We start from the raw sequence: 21,269 nt of genomic DNA on the forward strand, positions 1-21,269 counted from the left end.
ATCCGGCAAGCGGGTCGCCTCCACCAGCTCGGGCATCTGCTCAACAGTAGCCGACCCGAAAGACCACACCCTGACCCCGCGCCCAGATAACCGGTCCCGTTTTGATCTGGTATTGATACGCCTATCTTTGCGTGCAAGCCAGGGGTCAGGTGATCGCGGATGGCTTGACGCGGGGGCGTCGGCCAGCCGTGGCATCTCCGCCTTGGCGTCCGAACCTGATCCCCTGACCACAGAAGGAGCGCCCTACGCACACCAAAAAAGAACCCCACCCCGTTGCCGGGATGGGGGGGTGGGAGGTTGGTGGAAGGAAGGGGCAGGTGGAACCGGGAGCCTAGAACTTCACGCGCACGCCGGCGGCGAAGCGGCGGCCGGTGGTGCGGTACTCTTTGGTGCGGTCGGGCGTGGTGGAGTAGATGAACTCGTTCTCGTCCGTCAGGTTCAGACCTTCCAGGGTGAGGGAGATGTTCTGCGTCAGGTCGTAGGACAGGCTGGCGTCCAGCTGGCCGTAGGCGTCGAAATATTCCGGATCGCCGTTGCGGCCGCTGGCCACCTGCAGGAACTTGTCGCGCCAGGTGTAGGCCAGGCGGGCCTGGACGCCGTACTTCTCATAGAAGGCGACCAGGCTGTAGGAGTATTTGGACAGGCCCTGCAGGCCATAGCTGGCGCCGCTGACCACGTTGGCGTACTGGGCGTCGCTTTCCACGTAGGTGAAGCTGGCCTGCCCGCCCAGGCCGTCGAACGGCCCCGGCAGCCTGTCGAACACCTGGCGGTAGCCGACCTCCAGCCCCTTCACCGTGGCGCCCTTGCCGTTCGTGGGCTGGGTCACCTGGAACACCACCTGGTCCACCTTCTGCGGCGTCGTGGCCTGGGCCACGAAGCTGTCGATGTTCTTGTAGAACAGTGCGGCTGACAGCATGGACAGGGGCTGGAAGTACCATTCCAGGCCGAATTCCGCCTGCGAGGCGCGGAAGGGGTTCAGGTCGGGGTTGCCCTTGGTGATCTGCTCGTTGCCCGGGTTGGACAGGATGGTCTGGGCCGGCGACAGGTCGGACAGGGTCGGGCGGGTCATGACGCGGGAGGTGGCGAAGCGGGCCACCAGGTCGTCGGTCAGGTCCAGCTTGACGTTCAGCGACGGCAGGACGTCGGTGTAGTGGCCGCTGAAGCTGATGGGCTGGACATCCGACAGCACAATCAGATTCTGGCCCTGGCCGTTGGGCTTGGCGCTCAGCACGGTCTGCGCGGCACCGGCGCTGGTGTACGTCGTGTCCTCGATACGCACGCCGGTGTTGACGGACAGAGGCAGGCCGCCGATCTCCGTCTTCAGGTCGAACATGATGTAGCCCAGGTTCACCTTCTCCTTCACGCGGGAGCTGGCGGCCGGGTCGGCCACGGGCCGGGTAAAGATGCCCTCCGGCCGCGACAGCAGGTAGTTGACCATGGCGTGTGGATCGTAGGTGATCCAGTTCCGCACGATGTTGTCGCTCTGGTACTTGGAGAAGAAGTCCATGGTCGTCGGCGTGAACAGCGACGACGGCAGCAGCACCGCGCCGCCGCAATAGGCGCAGGACACGGAACCCGGCTGGCTGATGGCGTCCGCCGTCTTGGTGCGTTCCTGGTGCGACGCGCCGACGGAGATGGAGACGCCGCCGCCGGGATCCCAAGTGCCGTCCAGCTTCGCCTCGTTGATCTCATCCTTGTAGTCGGTGCCGCCCCACAGGTTGTAGTGGGCCCCGACGTGGTTCACGTCGGTCGCGACGTTGGGAATGGTGGGCGAGGTGAAGTTATAGTCGTAGATCGGGCTGCCGTTGCGCCGGTCGAACGTCATGGTCATGTCGCGGCGGCGGATGGTGGAGAAGATGCTGTCTTCCTTGCCGTTGCGCGTCGCCTGCGAAGTGGAGGCGTCGAACACCAGCTTGAAGGCGTCCTTGTGCCAGGCGGTGTTCAGGCCCACCAGATAGGTTTCGGTCAGGCGCGGGGTGTAGGTGACGATCTCGTCCACCGTGCCGCCGACGATCTTCTGATAGACGGCGGAGCCGTTCTTGACCACCTGGTCGACCAGCGTGCCGGAGGAGAAGTCGTAGGCCAGGCCCTGCGACTGGTCGATCTGGTCCATCTTGGTATAGAAGCCGTCCAGCGTGAACGTCAGGTTGTCGTTCGGCTGGTACTGGACGGTGCCGTTCAGGCCCGTGCGCTTGCGCGACGTCTCATAGAAGAAGGGCGACAGGTTGGACGGCATGTCCACGCCGGTGAAGCTGCCCACGCCGGGGGCGGTGCGGCCGTACCAGTAGTCGGTGGGGTCGACGTTGCCGCGCTTCACATGGCCGGCGCCGATGTCGAATTCATCGTCGCGGCTGTCGCGCTTCTCGTAAGAGGCCACCAGCGCCACACCGAAGGTCGATTCCGGATTGTGCCAGCTGACGACGCCGGACAGCGAGGGGTTGGTGCTGTCCGCCAGCTCGCCATACAGCGCGCGGGCGCTGCCGGCCACCACCAGGTCCTGCTTCTGCTCCAGCGGGCGCACCGTGCGGATGTTCACCGTGGCGCCGATGGAGGCGCCGTTGATGTTGGCGCTGGGGCTCTTGTAGACGTCGGCGCCGGAAATCAGCTCGGAGGGCAGGACGTCGAAGCTGAACTCACGCCCCACGTTTTCCGTGGCCAGGGTGCGGCCGTTCAGGGTGACGGTGTTGAACTGGGGCCCCAGGCCGCGGACCGAGATGAACTGACCGTCGCCACGGTTGCGGTCGATGGCGACACCGGTGATGCGCTGCAGGGATTCGGCCACGTTCTGGTCCGGCATCTTGCCCAGGTCTTCACTGGCGATGCTGTCGACGACGTTGACCGAATTGCGCTTGATCTCGGTGGCCACCTGCAGGGAGCGCTTGATGCCCGTGACCACGATCTCTTCCAGGCCCTGGTCGTCGGTGGCCGGGGTCGCCGCCTGCTGAGCGAAGGCCGTGCCTACCGTGGCATGCAGCAGGGCGCAGCACGCCACACCTTGGGCGAGCCCCATCAACGTACGCTTCATTATGAACGTCCTCTCCCTGATCGATGGGCTTATGACAGCGAGATGCCAGTGCCCGTTGTTTGAAATATCAGTGCCACGTTATGAAATTCCATGCAACGGCTTTTCTGCACTCAGCCACATCAAAAATGAGATCGGGGAATGGATGGCGCGGGGCGCGATTTCGCTACGGCGTTAGGCAGCCGGCAACGCGTAAGGCCGGCGGCATTCACGCCACCGGCCTCGTTCCAAACCTGCAATGACCATGACTCGTGGGCAGGCGGGCCAAGGCGCGCCGGCCCCGCCTTCCCTCACAGGCGTGGACCTCGTGGCAGCCCATCCGGCAACAGATTTCCTTGAAGTCGAGCCGTCCGCGCAGGCTCTCCCCATCCATTCCAAACCAATCGAGCCCGATTCCGGTTGTAAGGGAGCCTATGAAGCCATCGCCCCGGCCCCCCTGTCAGGTCTGCGGCAGCCGGAAGAGCAGATGTATCGCGGCAGGCTCGACCAATCAGACCCCAGGCCCCGCCGCCGTGCATAAATTATCCTCAAGCCCTGACCAAACGACCGGAAATTAATTATGTATTTCAATAACATACTGCTTGTCGGGATGGAGGGTTGGCCATGTTCGGCGTGATTTGGCCATTTAACGTGTTGCGGGACACTGTGATTAAGAAAAGCAAAAAATAGAAATGATTTGACAACGCTGTCAACGCAACTATTAATAACAGAGCTGACACCCGGCAAGCACCCGGATGCTGCCTGCGACCCAATCGCCGGCGGTATAAGGGAAGGATTTTGCAGAAGCATACCGCCGGTAATCAGTAAGGTTGAGCCTAAGCCTAAGTAAAAAATAAATACATCTCGGGAGGATAGAGACATGAGCGCGCAAGCAATCTGCCGACCCTGTCATGGACATACTCACTACAGTTAGAACTGGTTGACCTTTCCCGGCAACGGGAAGGGATGGGTTTAGCCGACTGTCAGATCGGCATGCCCCTATTCCAGTATCAGGTAGATCCGTCGCGACCGGACAGCAGCGCTGTGCCGTTCCCTGGCGCGCACCCTAAACCATGGGTTGCGGGCGGGAACCGTGGCCAGCGGCCGGGCCCGCGCATCCACGAATACCCCCCAGGGAGGGAACTCGCATGTACGGAGAGTTGAAGATGTTACGGCGGCTGTTGATGGGTGCCGCCTCCTGCGCCGCCTTGGCTGCCACCCTGGCCGCGCCCACCGCCTTCGCCCAAAGCACGCAGCCGGCGGCGCCCGATCCGCAGGCCGCCCCCCAGGCCACCCCGGCCGAGCAGGGCGGCGTGGAGGAAATCATCGTCACCGGGTTCCGCAAGTCGCTGGCCGACGCGCTGGAAAACAAGCGCCAGTCGAACCTGATCATCGAATCCGTCACGGCCGAAGACATGGGCAAAATGCCCGACCAGGATATCGCGGAATCGCTGCAGCGCCTGTCGGGCGTGCAGATCGACCGCGACAACGGCCAGGGCACCCGCGTGCGCATCCGCGGCCTGAGCCAGAACGTCACGGTGCTGAACGACGAGCCCTTCCTGTCCGGCCTGGAGGCCTACGCCAGCGGTGAAGGGTCCGGCGGCGGCGGCAACACCGCCACCAACTCGCTGGAAGCCATCCCGTCCGACCTGATCGCCGGCGTGGACGTCTACAAATCGCCCCAGGCCAGCCTGGTCGAAGGCGGCATGGGCGGCATCATCAACCTGAAGACCCGCTCGGCCCTGGACACCCCGCAGGGCTGGACCGTGGGCGGCAACTTCCGCATGACCACGGGCGAGCACGCCCGCATGGAAGACTGGACCCCCATCGGCGCCATCGTCGGCACCTACAACTTCAACAATAGGATCGGCATCACGGCGGCGTTCTCGTACTCCGAGACCGACACCCACTCCGACATGATGCAGGGCCAGAACCGCAGCGGTTGGGCCATCGAGCCGGCGGCCGGCACCTCCAGCAACCCGATGGCGACCATCCCGCAGAAGTACATCTCGCCCGAGCTGCTGTACTTCACCGACCGCGACACCGACCGCACCCGCATCAGCGGCCAGCTGGGCATCGACTACGCCGTCACCGACAGCCTGACCCTGAACGCCGACTGGCTGCATTCCACCTACGACATCCTGACCCAGGAAGCGTCGAACAAGCTGTGGTTCAACTCGAACGGCCTGGGCCTGGGCATCGACCCCAGCCAGCCCTACAGCATCGACAGCAACGGCGTCATCAAGTCGGCCACCATCCGCGCCCTGGGGGCGGAAGGCGACAGCGACGTGCAGAACGTCCACCTCACGGCGGACAACTTCCACTTCGGCGGCAAGTGGGACAACGGCGGGCCGTTCCGCGCCAAGTTCAAGGTCGCCTACGCCACCTCGGAATACAATTCCGACAGCGCGCAGCAGGACGTCGAGTATTCGCAGTACAACGCCGCCCAGCCCTGCGCCACCAGCCCCAACGGCTATTGCAACGCCCCGCTGAATCCCTCAGCCCCCGGCGGCAGCAGCCCGGTCAGCCACGGCCCGGCCTATTCCTTCAACTACGTCAACAACGGCACGCTGCCATCGGTATCGTACAACGCGCCCTACGCCGACCTGATCAGCAACCCCAACAACGCGGTCTTCAAGTCGGCCTGGGCGTGGAACATCCACTCCAAGGACGATTTGTGGTCCGGCCATGCCGACGGCGAGTACGACGCCGATTTCATCAAGGCGATCAAGACCACCTTCACCGCCGGCGTGCGCTACACCGACGACAAGATCAATTACAGCCTGTCGCACTATGAGCTGGACAAGTCCTCGGCCGGCCAGACCGGGTACTGCAGCAACGGCACCTGCTATGGCACCTACGGGTACTACATGGACCCGGCCATCCTGAACGAGGGCATGACCAACGCCGCCACCGGCGCTACCGCCGGCGGCAACTTCGTCGGCGCCAGCGGCGCCCCGTCGCAAACGCCGCCGGTCATCCCCGCCCAGACGGCGCTGAGCGCCCCCAACCGGGCACAGCTGGTCAAGAACTTCTTCCCCACCGGCAACGCGGGCAGCAGCATCCTGGTGCAGAACCTGTCCCAGATGCAGAACCCGGTGCAGTGGCTGCAGGGCAACTTCCCGCAGTTCCCGGGCAAGATGGTGCGCGACCCCATCAACTCCTTCGTCATCGAAAGCCAGCGCGTCTCCGGCTACGCCATGGCCGACATGGGCAGCAAGGAGGATCGCTTCCACCTGAACATCGGCGCCCGCATCGTCGACACGGTGCAGAAGGTGACGGCCGGCGCCCTGCCCGCCAACCCCATCTACATCTCCGACGAATCCTGGGACGGCTCCAACGCCATCACCAACCCGGACGTCGTCACGGCGGAACGGCACTACACCGACATCCTGCCCAGCATGAACCTGGTGCTGGACGTGGCGCCGGACCAGAAGGTCCGCTTCTCCGCCGCCCGCGTCATGTCCCCGCCCAGCCCCTATGACCTGGGCCGCGGCGCGCAGTACAACTTCACCCGCGAGACCAACACAGCGGGCAAGCAGGGCTTCGCCTTCGTGGGCGGGAGCGGCGGCAATCCCAATCTGGACCCCTTCCGCGCCACCCAGATCGACATCGGCTACGAATGGTATTTCGGTGAGCAGGGCGCGCTGACCTTCGGCGGCTTCTACAAGTCCATCGACACCTTCATCCAGACGCAGACCACCTCCATCACCGTGATGGACGATTTCGGCGGCAGCACCGCGGGCTTCACCGCCCCCAGCAACGGCGCCGGCGGCAGCATCAAGGGCTTCGAAATCGGGGCGCAGTACGCCTTCGACTTCGGCGTCGGCTTCAACGCCAACTACACCTACTCGCTGTCCACCTCGTCCACCCACACCGACTTCGCCCAGGACCTGCCCATCCCCGGCGTGTCGCTGCACGCCCTGACGGCGCAGACCTACTATCAGAAGGGCGGCCTGGAAGCCCGCCTGTCCTACAGCTGGCGGTCCAGCGCCGTGAACGGCGACGCCATCGGCTCCACCTTCGCCATCCTGGACGCCACCACCAACAAGTCGGTGACCTATGGCGTGTTCAGCCGGCCCTACGGCCAGCTGGACGCCCAGATCGCCTACCAGTTCACGCCTGAGTTCGGCATCACCTTCGAGGCCATCAATCTGACTGATGAGTCTCAGGAGACCTATCTGCAGTTCAAGAACCAGCCCTTCACCTACGTGAACGCGGGTCGCCGCTTCATGCTGGGCGGCCGGTTCAAGTTCGGCGGCTGATGCCCATGAGCTGCGGGGCCGGTCCGGCAGCGACGCCGGGCCGGATCCTGCAGAAACCGGGGGCCTTCAGGTTCTGTTTTCCATAAGGTCCCCGATACCGGGAACTGCCGGGTTTGGCCGTTCCCGGGCCTTCTTCTTGATCTCCCTTCTATGCGCATACCCTCTCCCCGGGGACTATGCGCCCACTCCGGGCGGCATGATTGCGATCGTGCCGCCCTTTCTTTTTTGTGCCATTACAGGAGTAGTGACAGCTGGTGCCGAGGGGAGCGATGCCACATGGGGAATGACGCCCGGAAACCGACGATCATCGACGTCGCCCGTGAGTCCGGGGTTTCCATCAAGACCGTGTCGCGTGTGCTGAACGGTGAGCCTTACGTCAACCGCGCCACCTTGGACAAGGTGATGAAGGCCATCCATGACCTGGGCTACCACCCCAACATGTCGGCGCGCACCCTGGCCGGCAAACGCTCCTATCTGCTGGGCCACCTCTACGGCGATCCGGCCGGCCCCTACACCATGGAAATCCAGGTGGGCCTGCTGAACCGCTGCCGCGCCCGGGGCTATCACCTGCTGATCGAGGAGATCGACTATCGCGGCCAAGATGTGGAACGGCGGGTGCGCGCCGTGCTGGACTGGCTGCGCCCCGACGGCGTGGTGCTGACCGCCCCCATCACCGACGAGCCGCGCGTGCTGTCCGTGCTGACGGAAAGCGGCATACCTCTGGTGCGGGTGACAGCGGAAAGCGGCGGCGACACCTTCTCCTCCGTCTGGATCGATGAGCGGCAGGCGGCGGCGGCCCTGACCCGCCACCTGCTGTCGCTGGGCCACCGCCGCATCGGCCTGATCAAGGGCCCCGCCAACCACGGCGCCACCGAGCGCCGCCACCTGGGCTATCGCGACGCGCTGGCGGAGCTGGGCATCGCCGAGGATCCGGACCTGATCGAACATGGCGCCTTCACCTTCCCCTCCGCCCTGCCCTGCGCCGAGCGGCTGCTGAGTTTGCCGGAGCCGCCTACCGCCATCTTCGCCTGCAATGACGAGATGGCGGCCGCCGTCATCGTCGTGGCCCAGGCGCGGGGCCTGAGCTTGCCCGACGACCTGTCGGTGGCCGGCTTCGACGATTGCCCCATCGCCAGCATGACCTGGCCGCCCTTGACGACCGTGCGCCAACCCATGCGCAAGCTGGGGGAGGAGGCGGCCGACCTGCTGATCTCCCGCCTCATGGAACGGCCGCGCGGCGACGCCACCGTGCCCCACCGGCTGGTGTCGCACGATCTGGTGGTACGCGCCTCCACCGCCCCGCCAAAAGCGCAGAACCCGGCGCGCCGCCGCACCAGGAAGGCGGGCTAGGACCAGCCGCGTCAGCAGCCGGCCCCACAGGTATATGATCGGTTCAGGGCGATGACGTTCGGAACGCTTGCGCATGCCGCGCGCTGGCTATACACTGAACCACATGGTTCAGTATCTAAATCCTCCCCTCGACCTCTCGTTCGCGGCGCTGTCCGATGCGACCCGCCGTGGGATCATTGATCAGCTTGGCCGCGGGGACGCGTCTATCACCAGTCTTGCCGACCAGTTCCGGATGACGCTGACCGGCATGAAGAAGCACATCCAGGTTCTGGAGCGGGCGGGGCTCGTCATCACGCGGAAGGTCGGACGGGTGAGGACCTGCACGCTTGGGAAGCGCGGCCTGGCGGCAGAGGCCGAATGGATTGAGGCCCACCGCAAGCTCTTCGAGGCCCGCTTCGACGCGTTGGACGAAATCATCAGTGAAATGAAACGGGAGGAAAGCGATGACTCGGCACGTTGACAGTGCAGGTGGTATGCGCAACCCCACGTCCGTTGAACGCAGGGGCGATCGCGAACTCGTCGTGACGCGGACATTCGACGCGCCGCCGAGCACGGTTTACAGGGCATGGAGCCAGCCGGAGCTGTTCCAGCGCTGGTGGGTGCCGAAATCCGTACCTGGCATGTCTCTCGTATCGTGCGAGCTGGACGTTCGTACCGGCGGAAAATATCGCCTGGAATTCGCCGCCGGCGGCTCGGACACCATGGCCTTCCACGGCAAGTATATCGAGGTGGTGCCCAACGAGCGCATTGTCTGGACCAACGACGAGGGCGAAGAGGGCGCGATCACCACCGTGACCTTCGAGGACCTGGGCGGGAAGACGCTGCTGACTTTCCACGAGGCCTATCCGTCCCAGGAGGCGCTTGAGGAAGCGCTGCAGGGCTCAGCGACGGCGTTGCCGGAACAACTGGGGCAGCTCGGCGACCTGCTTTCCGGCATGGAGGACCTGCCCTAACGGGCCAGGTCGCGCAAGGCCGCCACGGTCGCCGTCGCCAGCGCGGGATCGGTGCGGACCCCGGGCGGCACCGCCTGGTCGAACAGCAGGCGGGCGGGGCCGGGTGAGAGCACCAGCACGCGATGGGCCAGGGCCACCGCCTCCGCCAGGTCGTGGGTGATCAGCAGCGTGGGCACAGGCCGGCGCAGGAGCTGTTCCGCCAGTACGGCGCGGGCCAGGCGCTGGTTGCCCTCATCCAGGGAGGCGAAGGGCTCGTCCAGCAGCAGGGCCTGGGCATCCACCGCCAGGGCACGGGCCAGCGCCAGCCGCCGCGCCATGCCCAGGGACAGCTGCGAGGCCCAGACGTCCGCCTGGGCTGCCAGGCCCAAGCGCTCCAGCAGGCGCTCGCCCTCCACCCGGTCGGCGCCGGCCAGGGCCAGGTTCTGCCGCACGGTGCGCCAGGGCAGCAGGCGGGGCTGCTGGAAAACGACACCCAGGTTGGGAACCGGGCGCGCGCCCTCCCCGCTCCACCGCACGGTGCCCGCGACCCCGCGATCCAGCCCGGCCACCAGGCGCAGCAGCGTGCTCTTGCCACAGCCGGAGGGGCCGACCACGGCCGTCACCTCGCCCTCATCCAGGCTGAAGGCCAGGCTGCCCAGTACCGGCCGGCCGGCCAGGCGTTTCTCGCGGATGTCGACGATAAGCCGGGTCACGACGCCCTCCACCGCGCCGCCCGGCGCTCCAGCGGCTGCAGGGCCGCCCATTCGATGACCTGAACGATGAGGATGAAGGCCAGGGCGTAGGCCAGGATGTGGGCCACGTCGAACAGCTGGAAATAGACCTGGATCTGGAAGCCGACGCCGTCGCTGCGGCCCAGCAGCTCCACCACCAGCACGATCTTCCAGATCAGCGCCAGGCCGGAGCGTGTGGCGGCGAACAGGTAGGGCAGCAGCTGCGGCAGCACGATATGGCGCAGGGTGGCCGCGCGGCCGTAGCGGAAGACCCGCCCCATCTCCAGCAACTCCGCGTCCAGGGCCCGCACGCCCTCGCGCACGGTGACGGCGGTGGTGGGCAGCTTGTTCAGCGCCACGGCCGTGATGGCCGCCGCCTCCGTCAGGCCGAACCAGACGTAGAGCAGGACGATCAGCACCAGGGCCGGCAGGTTCAGCAGCAACAGCAGCGCGCTGTCCAGCCACAGATCCACCGTGCGCCACCAGCCCATGGCCAGGCCCAGCGCCGTGCCCGCCCCCATGGCCAGCAGGAAGGACGCCGCCACCCGGGCCAGGGTGATGCCGACATGGTGGGGCAAGGCGCCCGACTCCGTCTCATGCGCCATGACGGCCAGCACGGTGGAGGCCGGCGGCGCCAGGGGGCTGGCCGCCAGGCGTCCCGCCCCCTCCCACACCAGCAGCAGGACCAGGATGGACAGCGCGCGGATCAGCCAGGCCCGGCCCCGGTCCGCCGCCTCCCGATTCACCAAGATTGCGCCGCCTGCCAGAAGGTACCGGCCGGCAGCGTGTCGCCACCGCCGCCGACCAGCGCCGGTCCGCCCACCGAGGCCAGCACCTGGTACAGCTGGGCGGCGGCCTCTTGTTCCGCCGCCCCCCAATGGCGGGGAATGCCGCGCCGGTACCAGTCGCGCAAGGCGTCGAACTCCGCATCGCTGCCGGCATCTGCCAGGGGGCGCAGCCTGGGCCATTCCGCCTCATCCTTGACCAGCAGGTCGCGCGCCTGGCGGCTGGCGGCGATGAAGCCCTCCAGCACGGCGCCATTGGCCTTGGCCCAGCGTTCGGAGAAGACGTAGCCCACCATGGGCGGCGTGCCCTGGACGCCCAGCCCGGTCACCGCATCCTCAACCGTCAGCAGGCGGCGTTGCCCGGCCGCCTGGCCCTTGGCGGCGAAGGGCCAATAGGTCAGCAGGGCGTCCAGCCGGCCGGCCGCCAGCGCGTTGGCCAACAGGGGCGGGGCGCCGAAGGTCTTCTCTGCCGTCCGGTCCAGGTCGATGCCGACCTGGCGCTGGGCATAGGCGCGCAGGATCAGCCAGTTCTTGTCCAGCGCGCCGCCGGCGATGCCCAAGCGGCGGCCCGGCAGGTCGGGTACCGTGGCCACGGTACCCTGCGCCGGGGCCATCAACGCGCCGGCGGAATTGGAAAAGGGGATGAAGGTCCAGTCGCCGCCGCCCGATCCTCCCTGGGCCGCCCGCTGCCGCGCCACCCACAGCCAATCCACGGCGATGGTGTCCACCTGGCCCGCCTGCAGCGCCACCTGCGTCGCCTGGCCGGTGGCGAATTCCTGGGGGACGATGGCCAGGCCGTGGGCCGCGTCCAGCCCGTGGCGGCGGATGACGTCCAGTTCCCACGACACGGTGCCATAGCGCAGGATGCCGACACGCAAGGCCGGCGCGCCGGCGGCCAGGGCCCGCACGGGCATCGACGCGGCAAGTCCCGTGGCCAACAGGCGGCGGCGTGTCATGGTCATGGGGACATCCAAATCGGGGCATCCTCCGCGCCCGGCCGGGGCGCCGGACCCAGTTCAATCCCTGGGTTGTTCCTGGCTTCGTCGGCCATTATCGGGCCGCTGGCTTCGCCCCTGTCAACCCGGGCCCTCTACGACTATAGAATGAGACAGCGCGCTGATTTCCGGCCCTGATTTCCTATGGCGGCCCCGGATGGCCCAGGCCATTATCGGTCGGCGGTCCCTGGTCTGACGTTTAAGGAGACGGCGGAGATGCCCAACCGCCGCCATGGCCTGATAGGCGTGTATCCCATAGGCGTGCTTCTTTCCGGCCTGCTGCTGGCCGGGCAGGCGTGTGCCGCCCCGCCCACGGCGGCGAAGCCCACCACCGTTGCGCCCAAGCCGGATGCCAAGCCTGATCCTGTCGCCAACATCGCCTATCTGGCGCTGGTGCAGAAACGGGTGCTGCCGCAAAGCTTCCTGGACCAACCGCCGGAGGACGACGGCGTGCAGGGCGCCCGCCTAGGCCTGGCCGACAACATCACCACGGGCCGTTTCATCCACCAGGCCTATCACCTGGAAGAGGCGCTGGAGCCCGACGCCGATGCCGTGGTCGCGGCCTTCAAGAAACTGGTGGCCCAAGGCTATCGCGCCTTCGTCACCGACATGCCGGCCGACCTGCTGCTGCGCCTGGCCGACTTGGCCGAAGCCAAGGACGCCACGCTGCTGGACGCCACCAGCACCGACGACGCCCTGCGCGGCGAGCAGTGCCGGCGCAACGTCCTGCACCTGCTGCCCAGCCGCGCCATGCTGGCCGACGCCCTGATGCAGTACCTGACCATCAAGAACTGGCGCGACATCCTGCTGGTGGCGGGGCCCAACCCCGAGGACAAGCTGTATGCCGACGCGCTGCGCAAATCGGCGCGCAAATTCCGCCTGAAGATCGTGGCGGACAAGCCCTGGACCTATGACCCCGGCGCCCGGCGTACCGACACCGGCCACTACGCCATCGGGGCCGAGGTGGCGCGCTTCACCCAAGGCATCAAGTACGACGTGCTGGTGGTGGCGGATGAGGGCGACAATTTCGGCGATGACCTGGGCTATCGCGCCACCGACCCCCGGCCCGTGGCCGGTACCCAGGGCCTGGTGCCCGCCGCCTGGGCCCGCCCCTTCGAGCAATGGGGCGCCACGCAACTGCAGGCGCGCTTCCTGAAGCAGACCGGCCGCTGGATGACGGAGCGGGACTACGGCGCCTGGATGGCGGTGCGCGCCCTGGGCGAGGCCGCCACCCGGGGCGGCAGCGTGGAGGGGGCGGCCATGACCGCCTACCTGCGCAAGCCCGAGTTCGAACTGGCGGCCTTCAAGGGCGCGCGGCTCAGCTTCCGCGCCTGGGACGGGCAGCTGCGCCAGCCGGTGCTGCTGGCCGACGCGCGATCGCTGGTGTCGGTCTCGCCCCAGCCGGGCTTCCTGCACGAGACATCGGAACTGGACACGCTGGGTCCCGACCAGCCGGAGACGACATGCCATCCACGTTGATGCTTGCGGCCTTTAATCGGATCCGATCAAAGGCCCCCTCAAACGCCGGGCGCCAGCATCCGCTGGCCCTCATGCTTGCCCTGGGGCTTCCTCGCGTTTCGGTCCGCTCCACTCCCCAAAACACTGCGGGGCCGGCAGTCGCCGGCCTGTTGCTCGCGATGGGCCTACTATTGGCCACCACCCCCGCGATGGCCGAGCGGCTGCTGGTGTCCAATGAGAAGGACAACACCATCACGGTGGTGGACGCCGGTACCCTGGCCGTCGTCAAGACGGTGAAGGTGGGCGCCCGGCCGCGCGGCATCACCCTGTCCAAGGACGGCAGGGCGCTCTACATCTGCACCAGCGACGCCGACCATATCGAGGTGCTGGACCTGGCCAGCCTGACGGTCAACCGCACCCTGCCCAGCGGGCCAGACCCGGAGCTGTTCACCCTCAGCCCCGACGGCAAGACGCTGTACGTGTCCAACGAGAACGACAACATGGTGTCGGTGCTGGACATCGCCGCCGGCCGCATCGTCACCGAGATCCCCGTGGGGGTGGAGCCCGAGGGCATGGGCATCAGCCCGGACGGCAAGATCCTGGTGAACACGTCGGAAACCACCAGCATGGCCCATTTCATCGACACGCAGAGCCATGAGGTGCTGGCCAACGTGCTGGTGGGCAGCCGGCCGCGCGTGGCGCAGTGGACCAAGGACGGGTCGCTGGTGTGGGTGTCGGCGGAGGTGGGCGGCACCGTCAGCATCATCGATTCCGCCCAGCACAAGGTCATCCAGACCATCCGCTTCGACATTCCCGGGGTGCCGAAGGAATCCATCCAGCCGGTGGGCATCCAGTTGACCGCCGACGGCGCCACCGCGTTCGTGGCGCTGGGCCCCGCCAACCGCGTCGCCGTCATCGATACCCACAGCTACCAGGTCAAGAAGTACCTGTTGGTGGGCCAACGGGTGTGGAACCTGGCCTTCTCCGGCGACGGCAAGCGGCTGTACACCACCAACGGCGTCAGCAACGACCTGTCGGTCATCGACGTCGACGCGTTGAAGGTGGTGAAGTCGGTGCCGGTGGGCCGCCTGCCCTGGGGCGTGGTGGTGGCGCCGTGACGCCAGCCCCGCAGCTTGCCACCCCGGCTTTGGATGTATCGGGCCTCAGCCACGCCTTCGGACCCCGTCAAGCCCTGCGCGACGTGGGCTTCAGCCTGGCCCCCGGCGACTTCACCGTGCTGCTGGGCCTGAACGGGGCCGGCAAGACCACGCTGTTCGCCCTGGTCACCCGCCTGTACCACAGCCGGCAGGGGCGCATCGCCGTCTTCGGCCACGACATCCGCCGCCAGCCTTCCGCCGCCTTGGCCGCCATGGGCGTGGTGTTCCAGCAGCCCACCCTGGACCTGGATCTGACGGTGCGGCAGAACTTGGCCTATCACGCCAGCCTGCACGGCCTGTCCGGATCCCGCGCCCGCCTCCGCATTGAGGAGGAGCTGGAGCGTGTGGGCCTGGCCGACCGGCGGGACACCCGGGTGCGCCAGCTGTCCGGCGGCCAGCGGCGGCGGGTGGAATTGGCCCGCGCCCTGGTGCACGACCCGGCCCTGCTGCTGCTGGATGAGCCCACCGTTGGTCTGGACATCGAAAGCCGCCGCTTCCTGATCGACCATGTCCGCCACCTGTGCCGCAGCCGGGACATGGCCGTGCTGTGGGCCACCCATCTGATCGACGAGGCGGACGACACCGCCAAGGTCATCGTCCTGCACCAGGGCCAGGTGCTGGACCAGGGGCCCGTGCCCCAGGTGGCCGCCCGCGCCGGCGTGCCCACCCTGCGCGCCGCCTTCGACACCCTGACACATCAGCATCAAGGGACACGTCAGCATCAAGGGGGCGCCGCGCGATGACCCCCATCCACTACGCCCGCTGCCTGGGCGGCATCGTGAAGCGCGAGGCGCTGCGCTGGACGCAGCAGCGCGGCCGCTTCTTTTCCGCCCTGGTGCGGCCGCTGGTGTGGCTGGCCATCTTCGCCGCGGGATTCCACTTCGTCCTGGGCGTCTCTATCATCCCGCCCTATGAAACCTATATCCCGTATGAGGTCTATATCGCCCCAGGCTTGCTGGCCATGATCCAGCTGTTCAACGGGATGCAAAGCTCCCTTTCCATGGTTTACGACCGGGAGATGGGCAGCATGAAGACCCTGCTGGTCAGTCCCTTCCCCCGCTGGTTCCTGCTGACGGCCAAGCTGCTGGCCAGCGTGGTGGTGTCGGTGGTGCAGGCCTACATCTTCCTCGCCATCGCCTGGTTCTGGGAAATCGATCCGCCGCCGCTGGGCTATCTGACGGTGCTGCCGGCCCTGATCCTGTCGGGCCTGATGCTGGGCGCGTTGGGCCTGGTGCTGTCGTCCTTCATCCGCCAGCTGGAAAACTTCGCCGGGGTGATGAACTTCGTCATCTTCCCCATGTTCTTCGCCTCCTCCGCCCTCTATCCGCTGTGGCGGGTGAAGGAAAGCAGCCTGACGCTCTACTGGATTTGCCAGGCCAACCCCTTCACCCACGCGACGGAGCTGATCCGCTTCGCGCTGTACGGCCAGATGGCGCCGCTGTCGGCCGGGGTGGTGGCGGGGGCCACGCTGCTGTTCATGATCCTGGCGGTGTGGGGTTACGACCCCGGCCGGGGCCTGCTGGCCCGCCGCGGCGGCGGCGGCGAGTGAAGAGGGTTTGCCCATGCGCGTCCTGTTGAGCCTTACCCTGATCCTGGCGGCTGGCAACGCCCTGGCCGCCCCGCCCCCGCCGGCCGGCCAGACCAACCCCGACTGGCCCTGCCACCAGCGGCTGGTGCCGCAGTTGACGGCCGCCACCTACTGGGGCGGGCCGCCCCTGCCGGAGCATGTGGACTGGCGTGCCGACAAGCGGGTGGCGGCGGTGGTGCAGGCCACGGCCCCGCGTGAGATCCCGGCCGATGAGGGCGAGAAGGCCCTGACCCGCTTTGCCGACAAGGTGCCCAAGGGCCAGCGCGCGGCCCTCTATCCCAAGGTCTTCGCCGGTATCGTCGAGGAGATCAACAGCCAGCGTGGCAGCGTCATCACCCGCATCCAGGATCTGGCGCACCGCCAGCGCGACATGGGCGAGCTGGTGTCCAAGGCCACCACCGAACTGCAGGCCATCCCGGCCGAGACCACCGACCCGGACAAGCAGCAGCAGCGGGCGGAGATCGTGCAGCGCCGCGGCTATCTCATCCGCAATTTCGAGGAGGTGGAGCGCACGCTGCGCTACACCTGCGAGGTGCCGGTGGATTTGGAGGCGCGCCTGGGCACATACGCCCGGGTGCTGACGGACCGCCTGCCGTCATAACGGCGCGGCATCCCATTTTTCCGTTCCCCGCAGTTCCCGCCATGGTATAGTGCCGCACCTTTTAAGTGAAGAGAGCGAGCACACCATGCTGGGCGAACTCAAGGCCGAACATTTCCTGCCGCTGATCGATCAGGATTTCACGGTCACCTATCCGGATTACCAGGAGACCTTGAAGCTTTACGAGATTGAGCACGGCAAAAAGAGCGTGGCGCCGGGCCGCTTCCGCGATCCATTCTCCCTTTTCTTCAACGGAAGTGATCCGGAGCGGGTGCTGAACCAGCAGATCCATCCCGTGACGCATCCCACCCTGGGCACGCTGGAGATTTTCCTGGTCCCCCTGGGGCGTAATGAGAACGGGACCTTCTATTATCAGGCCGTGTTCAGCTGAACCACCCAGGGATGCCGGCGGCCGTCAGGCCACCGGCACCGTCCCCGGCACCGTCCAATGCATCAGCATGTAGGGGCCGACCGGCTCCACATCCCTGAAGCCCAGGCGATGGTATAGGCGCCGCGCCGGGTTGTTCTGCTCCACATGAATGGAGCAGAGCGCGTAGCCCTCTCCTCGCGCCACATCCTGAACCCAGCGCAGCAGCGCGCCGCCCAGGCCCCGGCCGCGCCAGTCTGGGATCAGGCCGATTTCCACGATGCGCAGGTCCTTCAGATTCCGACGGAAAAGATACAGCCGGCCGATGGGCCGGCCGGCCATTTCCAGGATCAGGAAATCCGCATCGTGGTAATTCACATCGTAATGCGCGGCCTGAAGGCGCGCCTGGTCCCGCAGGAAGGCCAGGCGTTCCTCGTCCGACCAGGGGGCGGCCTGCATCTCCTCCCACCGGTGGGAGATGTAGAGGTCACGCACAAAGTCGGTGTCCCCCGCCTGCTTGGCGCGCAGGGACAGGCCGCGCGCCGCCAGGTCGGGGGAAAGCACCAGCGCCGGCGGATCGGCGACGACGGTATCAACCATCAAGGCATCCATAGCCGACATCACTGACGGCTGGGGAATTCGCCGAACTGGCAGATGCAGAAATTCATCACCAGATAGGGTTGGTCATTAGCCCGAGGCGCCGGTGTCGCCGTACCGGTCGGTCCAATGCTGGCGGCGGCCAGGGAATAGCCGGTGGGCGCTGTGGACGTGGGTGCCACGTAGAGGAATTCACCCTGGGCCCGGCTAAGGTAGGTGGTGGTGGTCGGCAGCCCAACGAAGTTCGCAGCACTGGTCGGCGAATCCACATTCATCATGTGGTTGTGGGCCGGAAAATTATTGGAGAGAAGCGCGACCGTATCGGCGCCCCCAGTCTCCCCCACCGTGCGTGTAGTCAGCCCAGCGCCACTGCCGGAAGCCACGGGGATGCGACCCATCATGTTGGGAAGGTTGTAGTAGCTCTGCAGGTCGCCGCCGTAAATGTTGCCGATGATGGCATACAGCACGTTGTTCTGATTGATCAGCACCTGCTGACCATTGCACTGCGACCAATTCTGAGGCGGGAAAGTGAAGGCTAAAGCGCGGATTTCGCCGGTGAACGGATCAGCCATGGTGGGATTCCTCGCGGGAATGGATGGCGGATAAGGAATGGACGGCATCGGCCCGGGACCGGGCGGCGGATGCTGCGGACTAGTTACGGCTGGGGAAGATGCCCTGCGTGGCGATGATGTAGTTCACGACGATGAACGGCATCATGTTCGCGTGGGGAAGGGCGCCGCCGCCGGTGGCCCCCAGAGCGCTTTGGATGAAGGTGGTATAAAGCTGCCCAATCGTCCCGGCGGTATCGGCCGTATAGGGCCCCTTCACCGTGGTCGACGTGTTCTGCGCGAACATATTGCCGGACGCCGTCGTCGCGGTCGCGGCCACCGTGCTGGCATAGAAAGGGTGGGTGTGGCCTGGCGTGTTGGCGGCAACCAGCGTCACCGTTTCCGTTCCGCCGTTCTGGCCCAGGACGCGGCTGGTCAAACCGGTGCCCTGGCCCTGGCCAATGGGCGTGCGGCCTTGGTAGTCGGGCAAATTGAAATTTGTGACGCCGTTGCCGCCGTACGTCGTGGAGATCAACGCGAACAGCGCCTGGTTCTGGCTGATGGCCACGCTGGCGCCATTGCAGGCGGCCCAGTGCAGCGGAACGTAGGCGCCGGCGAACATGCGGATCTCGCCCATGAAGCATTCGGACATGCGTGTCCTCCCGTATACGTCGATAAGGGGACGGGGATGAGGGAAAGTCAGTTCCGCGGGGGGAAAATACCGCTGATGGCGATGCAATAATTCGCCGTCACCCATGGCTGCATATTGGCCACCGGGCTGCTGCCGCCCGCGACGGCGATGCTGGCCTGGTTCAGCGCGACGGGCGTGCCGGCATTGGCGGCTGGGATATAGATCGGGTTAGTGCCGTTACAGTTGCCTGGCAATCGGCCCGCGAGGGCGGCCGGGGGCGTCGTCCCAGGGCTATTGGCGACATTGGTCGAATGGGTATGCTGCGGGAGGTTGGCGGCCGTCAGTGTCACGTTTTCCGACCCGGCGGACAGGCCGACCTGCGGCAACTGCTGGCTGAGATGGCGGGGGGTGCGGCCCCGCAAGTCGGGGATGTTGAAGTTGGTTGTGCCGTTGCCGCCGTAATAGACGCCGATCAACGAATAAAGCGCCACGTTCTGCTGCAGATTCAATAGGGCGCCGTTACATAGCGCCCAGCCTTTGGGCGCCCAGTCCCAGGTGAAAATGCGAATTTCACCGACAAACGGGTCCATCGTTCACCTCCCCTTGATTGATTTGAGGGAATATGTGAGTGATTCTTACATTCTTAGGTAATTTCATCCGCGAAGATACACGCGCAGAGCGTCGAACACCATCCGGATAATCGCGCAAAAGGCTAGGTTTCCTATTTATCCATTGGCGAAGCGGTGCCGTTTCCTTCGGCCCGCGCCGGACCCGGTTGTGCCGGTTCCGGGGGGCGGGTTCTCAGCATCTGAAGTTTACCCCGATAGGGGTGTTCAAAACGCGTTTCCGGCAGGTGCACCCGCTGCTGGTGCATGTAGGGTTCACGGAAGCCAGGGGTGTAGGGCCGTTGGATGCCAGCCTTGAACACCACGTCGTAGAGTTCCGTCACCGGCCCGGCGATCGTCAGCCAGTGGGCATTGCGGCCGGTGCGCAGGTCGATGATCTGCAGGCCGCAGCGCTGCTGTATGTTGGTGGCCGCAAGCTTGTCGTGCAATGCCATTCCCTTACCGAAACTGTTGGGGCGCAGCTGCGACAGGCCGATGATCGCGTAATCGCCCAGAAAGGTCAGGCCACGGGCGAAGCCCGGGCAATCCGCCACGGGCACGAAGCCGCCGCACTCCGGATCGACATAGCCGAATTCCCCAGCGGCGGAATTCAACAGCCAGAGACGGTCGCGGTACCAGCGGGGTGAATGGGGCATGGACAGGCCCTGGGCGACGACCTCACCCGATTCCAGATCGACCACCATGCCACCGCCGTTGCGCCCGGCCCGCCACCCCATGGGCTCGTCATAGCGCCCGCATATGGTGGCATAGGCGACCCGGCCGTCCCGCGCGCCGATGCCGTTCAGGTGGCATCGATCCTCGGCGGTCAAGGCGGTGACGAAGTCCGGCATCCACAGCGGGCGGAAATTGTACTGCTCATCCAAGGTCGCGATGCAGCTGAAGCTGGTGCTGGAGAAGACCAGCGCATGACGCTCACCCTGGAAGGTGACGTCGGCGATGATGTCATGCGTGTCGCAGGGCCCGACGAAATAGCCTTTGCGCGGCATGTAGACGGCGCCATAGCCCTTGCCGTCCACCACGGCCGGGCCGGTATTGGCGAACTTCCAGATTTGCTCCCGGTTGCCCACCCAAAGCTTGTCGTCATCCACGGCCAAGCCCATGGCGGTGCCGACCACCCGGTCCAGCACATGCAGCCGGCCTTCCATCATGTAAAGGAAAATCAGGCGTCCGGATTGATAGGTGGACAGGATCAGGCTGCCGCCCGTTCCCTCCAGCCAGGCGGAGAAACCCGGGGACGGAAGGAACTGGGGCGGCTCCATCTTGTCCTGCGTGGCCACGGGGATGGAATTCTCCGCACCTGCCGCCTTTTCCCGCGCGGCCTCCTCCACTTCGGACACCATGGCGACCCTTCCCCTATGCCTTTCGGGCAGAAACACCGCCGATGTATTTCCGGCACCGCGTCACTACCACTGGACGTCTCTATCAAATTTGAGCTTCGGATACCACCCGTTCCATCGCGCCCTTGGTTAAATCTCTATTAATATTGCGCCGCACATAAATATGGTGCGGCGGGATTACCCCGGACAGGCGGCGAATACGTTCGTTGGATGGTAAGAACTTCTTAACCGCCATACTTTTGAATAGGGGGAATCGGGGAAGATGGATTGCAAAAGGCCCGCGCCGTGCGCTCTCACATTTGA

At 66.0% G+C, this 21,269-nt stretch carries 19 protein-coding genes; 10 read left to right on the forward strand and 9 right to left on the reverse strand.

Going from position 1 to position 21,269, the window contains the following annotated elements; all coding sequences use genetic code 11:
* Nucleotides 1-331: 331 nt before the first annotated feature.
* The gene (locus Y958_RS30845) at nt 332-3,025 is read right to left on the reverse strand and encodes a TonB-dependent receptor (protein ID WP_244909726.1); all 2,694 of its coding nucleotides are present in this window, start codon (nt 3,023-3,025) and stop codon (nt 332-334) included.
* A gap of 1,124 nt (nt 3,026-4,149) precedes the next feature.
* Here Y958_RS30845 and Y958_RS30850 point away from each other — a divergent pair.
* The 4 genes from Y958_RS30850 (at nt 4,150) to Y958_RS30865 (ending at nt 9,569) form a co-directional block, all read left to right on the forward strand.
* Complete coding sequence (locus Y958_RS30850) at nt 4,150-7,266, forward strand: TonB-dependent receptor (RefSeq protein ID WP_186291645.1); 3,117 nt, start codon at nt 4,150-4,152, stop codon at nt 7,264-7,266.
* A 276-nt stretch (nt 7,267-7,542) separates the two neighbouring features.
* The gene (locus tag Y958_RS30855) at nt 7,543-8,616 is read left to right on the forward strand and encodes a LacI family DNA-binding transcriptional regulator (protein ID WP_088875708.1); all 1,074 of its coding nucleotides are present in this window, start codon (nt 7,543-7,545) and stop codon (nt 8,614-8,616) included.
* A gap of 73 nt (nt 8,617-8,689) precedes the next feature.
* Nucleotides 8,690-9,076 carry an ArsR/SmtB family transcription factor gene (locus Y958_RS30860; RefSeq protein WP_211098824.1) on the forward strand — a complete coding sequence of 129 codons (387 nt, stop codon included), beginning with the start codon at nt 8,690-8,692 and terminating at the stop codon, nt 9,074-9,076.
* The gene (locus tag Y958_RS30865) at nt 9,060-9,569 is read left to right on the forward strand and encodes an SRPBCC family protein (RefSeq protein ID WP_088875709.1); all 510 of its coding nucleotides are present in this window, start codon (nt 9,060-9,062) and stop codon (nt 9,567-9,569) included. The genes Y958_RS30860 and Y958_RS30865 overlap by 17 nt, the downstream gene beginning before the upstream one ends.
* On the opposite strand, the gene Y958_RS32925 is transcribed toward Y958_RS30865, so the two are convergent.
* Genes Y958_RS32925 through Y958_RS30880 form a run of 3 tightly spaced genes read right to left on the reverse strand, consistent with a single transcriptional unit; the run spans nt 9,566 to nt 12,026 of the window.
* On the reverse strand, nt 9,566-10,261 hold the full coding sequence (locus tag Y958_RS32925; protein WP_186291646.1) for an ATP-binding cassette domain-containing protein: 696 nt from the start codon (nt 10,259-10,261) through the stop codon (nt 9,566-9,568). The genes Y958_RS30865 and Y958_RS32925 overlap by 4 nt on opposite strands.
* On the reverse strand, nt 10,258-11,025 hold the full coding sequence (locus Y958_RS30875; protein WP_088875815.1) for an ABC transporter permease: 768 nt from the start codon (nt 11,023-11,025) through the stop codon (nt 10,258-10,260). The genes Y958_RS32925 and Y958_RS30875 overlap by 4 nt, the downstream gene beginning before the upstream one ends.
* Entirely contained in the window at nt 11,022-12,026 is a 1,005-nt protein-coding gene (locus Y958_RS30880) for an ABC transporter substrate-binding protein (RefSeq protein ID WP_088875711.1), read from the reverse strand. Before Y958_RS30880 ends, Y958_RS30875 begins: the two co-directional genes overlap by 4 nt.
* A gap of 249 nt (nt 12,027-12,275) precedes the next feature.
* Between Y958_RS30880 and Y958_RS30885 the strand changes: the two genes are divergently transcribed.
* The 6 genes from Y958_RS30885 (at nt 12,276) to Y958_RS30910 (ending at nt 17,251) form a co-directional block, all read left to right on the forward strand.
* On the forward strand, nt 12,276-13,538 hold the full coding sequence (locus tag Y958_RS30885) for an ABC transporter substrate-binding protein (protein ID WP_088875816.1): 1,263 nt from the start codon (nt 12,276-12,278) through the stop codon (nt 13,536-13,538).
* 158 nt (nt 13,539-13,696) lie between these two features.
* Nucleotides 13,697-14,635, forward strand: coding sequence for a YVTN family beta-propeller repeat protein (locus Y958_RS30890; protein WP_088875712.1), 939 nt, complete (start codon nt 13,697-13,699; stop codon nt 14,633-14,635).
* Nucleotides 14,632-15,417 (forward strand): ABC transporter ATP-binding protein, encoded by a 786-nt coding sequence (locus Y958_RS30895; protein ID WP_244909727.1) that lies wholly within the window; start codon nt 14,632-14,634, stop codon nt 15,415-15,417. Before Y958_RS30890 ends, Y958_RS30895 begins: the two co-directional genes overlap by 4 nt.
* Nucleotides 15,414-16,223, forward strand: coding sequence for an ABC transporter permease (locus tag Y958_RS30900; protein WP_040849712.1), 810 nt, complete (start codon nt 15,414-15,416; stop codon nt 16,221-16,223). Before Y958_RS30895 ends, Y958_RS30900 begins: the two co-directional genes overlap by 4 nt.
* Nucleotides 16,224-16,236: 13 nt before the next feature.
* Nucleotides 16,237-16,863: a hypothetical protein gene (locus tag Y958_RS30905; RefSeq protein ID WP_088875714.1), complete on the forward strand. Its 627-nt coding sequence runs from the start codon at nt 16,237-16,239 to the stop codon at nt 16,861-16,863.
* 85 nt (nt 16,864-16,948) lie between these two features.
* Complete coding sequence (locus tag Y958_RS30910) at nt 16,949-17,251, forward strand: DUF6916 family protein (RefSeq protein ID WP_040843132.1); 303 nt, start codon at nt 16,949-16,951, stop codon at nt 17,249-17,251.
* 24 nt (nt 17,252-17,275) lie between these two features.
* Here Y958_RS30910 and Y958_RS30915 read toward each other — a convergent pair whose 3' ends face one another.
* The 5 genes from Y958_RS30915 to Y958_RS30935 all read right to left on the reverse strand — a co-directional run bounded on the left by Y958_RS30915 (nt 17,276) and on the right by Y958_RS30935 (nt 20,969).
* Complete coding sequence (locus Y958_RS30915; protein WP_186291647.1) at nt 17,276-17,827, reverse strand: GNAT family N-acetyltransferase; 552 nt, start codon at nt 17,825-17,827, stop codon at nt 17,276-17,278.
* A 20-nt stretch (nt 17,828-17,847) separates the two neighbouring features.
* Nucleotides 17,848-18,396, reverse strand: a complete 549-nt coding sequence (locus tag Y958_RS30920) for a phage tail protein (protein ID WP_186291648.1) — start codon at nt 18,394-18,396, stop codon at nt 17,848-17,850.
* Nucleotides 18,397-18,475: 79 nt separating this feature from the next.
* Nucleotides 18,476-19,024: a phage tail protein gene (locus tag Y958_RS30925; protein ID WP_088875717.1), complete on the reverse strand. Its 549-nt coding sequence runs from the start codon at nt 19,022-19,024 to the stop codon at nt 18,476-18,478.
* A gap of 47 nt (nt 19,025-19,071) precedes the next feature.
* On the reverse strand, nt 19,072-19,593 hold the full coding sequence (locus tag Y958_RS30930; protein WP_088875718.1) for a phage tail protein: 522 nt from the start codon (nt 19,591-19,593) through the stop codon (nt 19,072-19,074).
* Between the two features lie 131 nt (nt 19,594-19,724).
* Nucleotides 19,725-20,969, reverse strand: a complete 1,245-nt coding sequence (locus Y958_RS30935) for a TIGR03032 family protein (RefSeq protein WP_088875719.1) — start codon at nt 20,967-20,969, stop codon at nt 19,725-19,727.
* Between the last annotated feature and the right edge of the window lie 300 nt (nt 20,970-21,269).

This window comes from Nitrospirillum viridazoti CBAmc, assembly GCF_000730165.1.
Taxonomy (GTDB): Bacteria; Pseudomonadota; Alphaproteobacteria; order Azospirillales; family Azospirillaceae; genus Nitrospirillum; species Nitrospirillum viridazoti.

Coding starts and splice junctions, on each gene's coding strand:
- Y958_RS30845 (WP_244909726.1), bottom strand. CDS start 3,025: ATGAAGCGTACGTTGATGGGGCTCGCCCAAGGTGTGGCGTGCTGCGCC.
- Y958_RS30850 (WP_186291645.1), top strand. CDS start 4,150: ATGTACGGAGAGTTGAAGATGTTACGGCGGCTGTTGATGGGTGCCGCC.
- Y958_RS30855 (WP_088875708.1), top strand. CDS start 7,543: ATGGGGAATGACGCCCGGAAACCGACGATCATCGACGTCGCCCGTGAG.
- Y958_RS30860 (WP_211098824.1), top strand. CDS start 8,690: ATGCCGCGCGCTGGCTATACACTGAACCACATGGTTCAGTATCTAAAT.
- Y958_RS30865 (WP_088875709.1), top strand. CDS start 9,060: ATGACTCGGCACGTTGACAGTGCAGGTGGTATGCGCAACCCCACGTCC.
- Y958_RS30880 (WP_088875711.1), bottom strand. CDS start 12,026: ATGACCATGACACGCCGCCGCCTGTTGGCCACGGGACTTGCCGCGTCG.
- Y958_RS30885 (WP_088875816.1), top strand. CDS start 12,276: ATGCCCAACCGCCGCCATGGCCTGATAGGCGTGTATCCCATAGGCGTG.
- Y958_RS30890 (WP_088875712.1), top strand. CDS start 13,697: ATGGGCCTACTATTGGCCACCACCCCCGCGATGGCCGAGCGGCTGCTG.
- Y958_RS30900 (WP_040849712.1), top strand. CDS start 15,414: ATGACCCCCATCCACTACGCCCGCTGCCTGGGCGGCATCGTGAAGCGC.
- Y958_RS30905 (WP_088875714.1), top strand. CDS start 16,237: ATGCGCGTCCTGTTGAGCCTTACCCTGATCCTGGCGGCTGGCAACGCC.
- Y958_RS30910 (WP_040843132.1), top strand. CDS start 16,949: ATGCTGGGCGAACTCAAGGCCGAACATTTCCTGCCGCTGATCGATCAG.
- Y958_RS30915 (WP_186291647.1), bottom strand. CDS start 17,827: ATGGTTGATACCGTCGTCGCCGATCCGCCGGCGCTGGTGCTTTCCCCC.
- Y958_RS30920 (WP_186291648.1), bottom strand. CDS start 18,396: ATGGCTGATCCGTTCACCGGCGAAATCCGCGCTTTAGCCTTCACTTTC.
- Y958_RS30925 (WP_088875717.1), bottom strand. CDS start 19,024: ATGTCCGAATGCTTCATGGGCGAGATCCGCATGTTCGCCGGCGCCTAC.
- Y958_RS30930 (WP_088875718.1), bottom strand. CDS start 19,593: ATGGACCCGTTTGTCGGTGAAATTCGCATTTTCACCTGGGACTGGGCG.
- Y958_RS30935 (WP_088875719.1), bottom strand. CDS start 20,969: ATGGTGTCCGAAGTGGAGGAGGCCGCGCGGGAAAAGGCGGCAGGTGCG.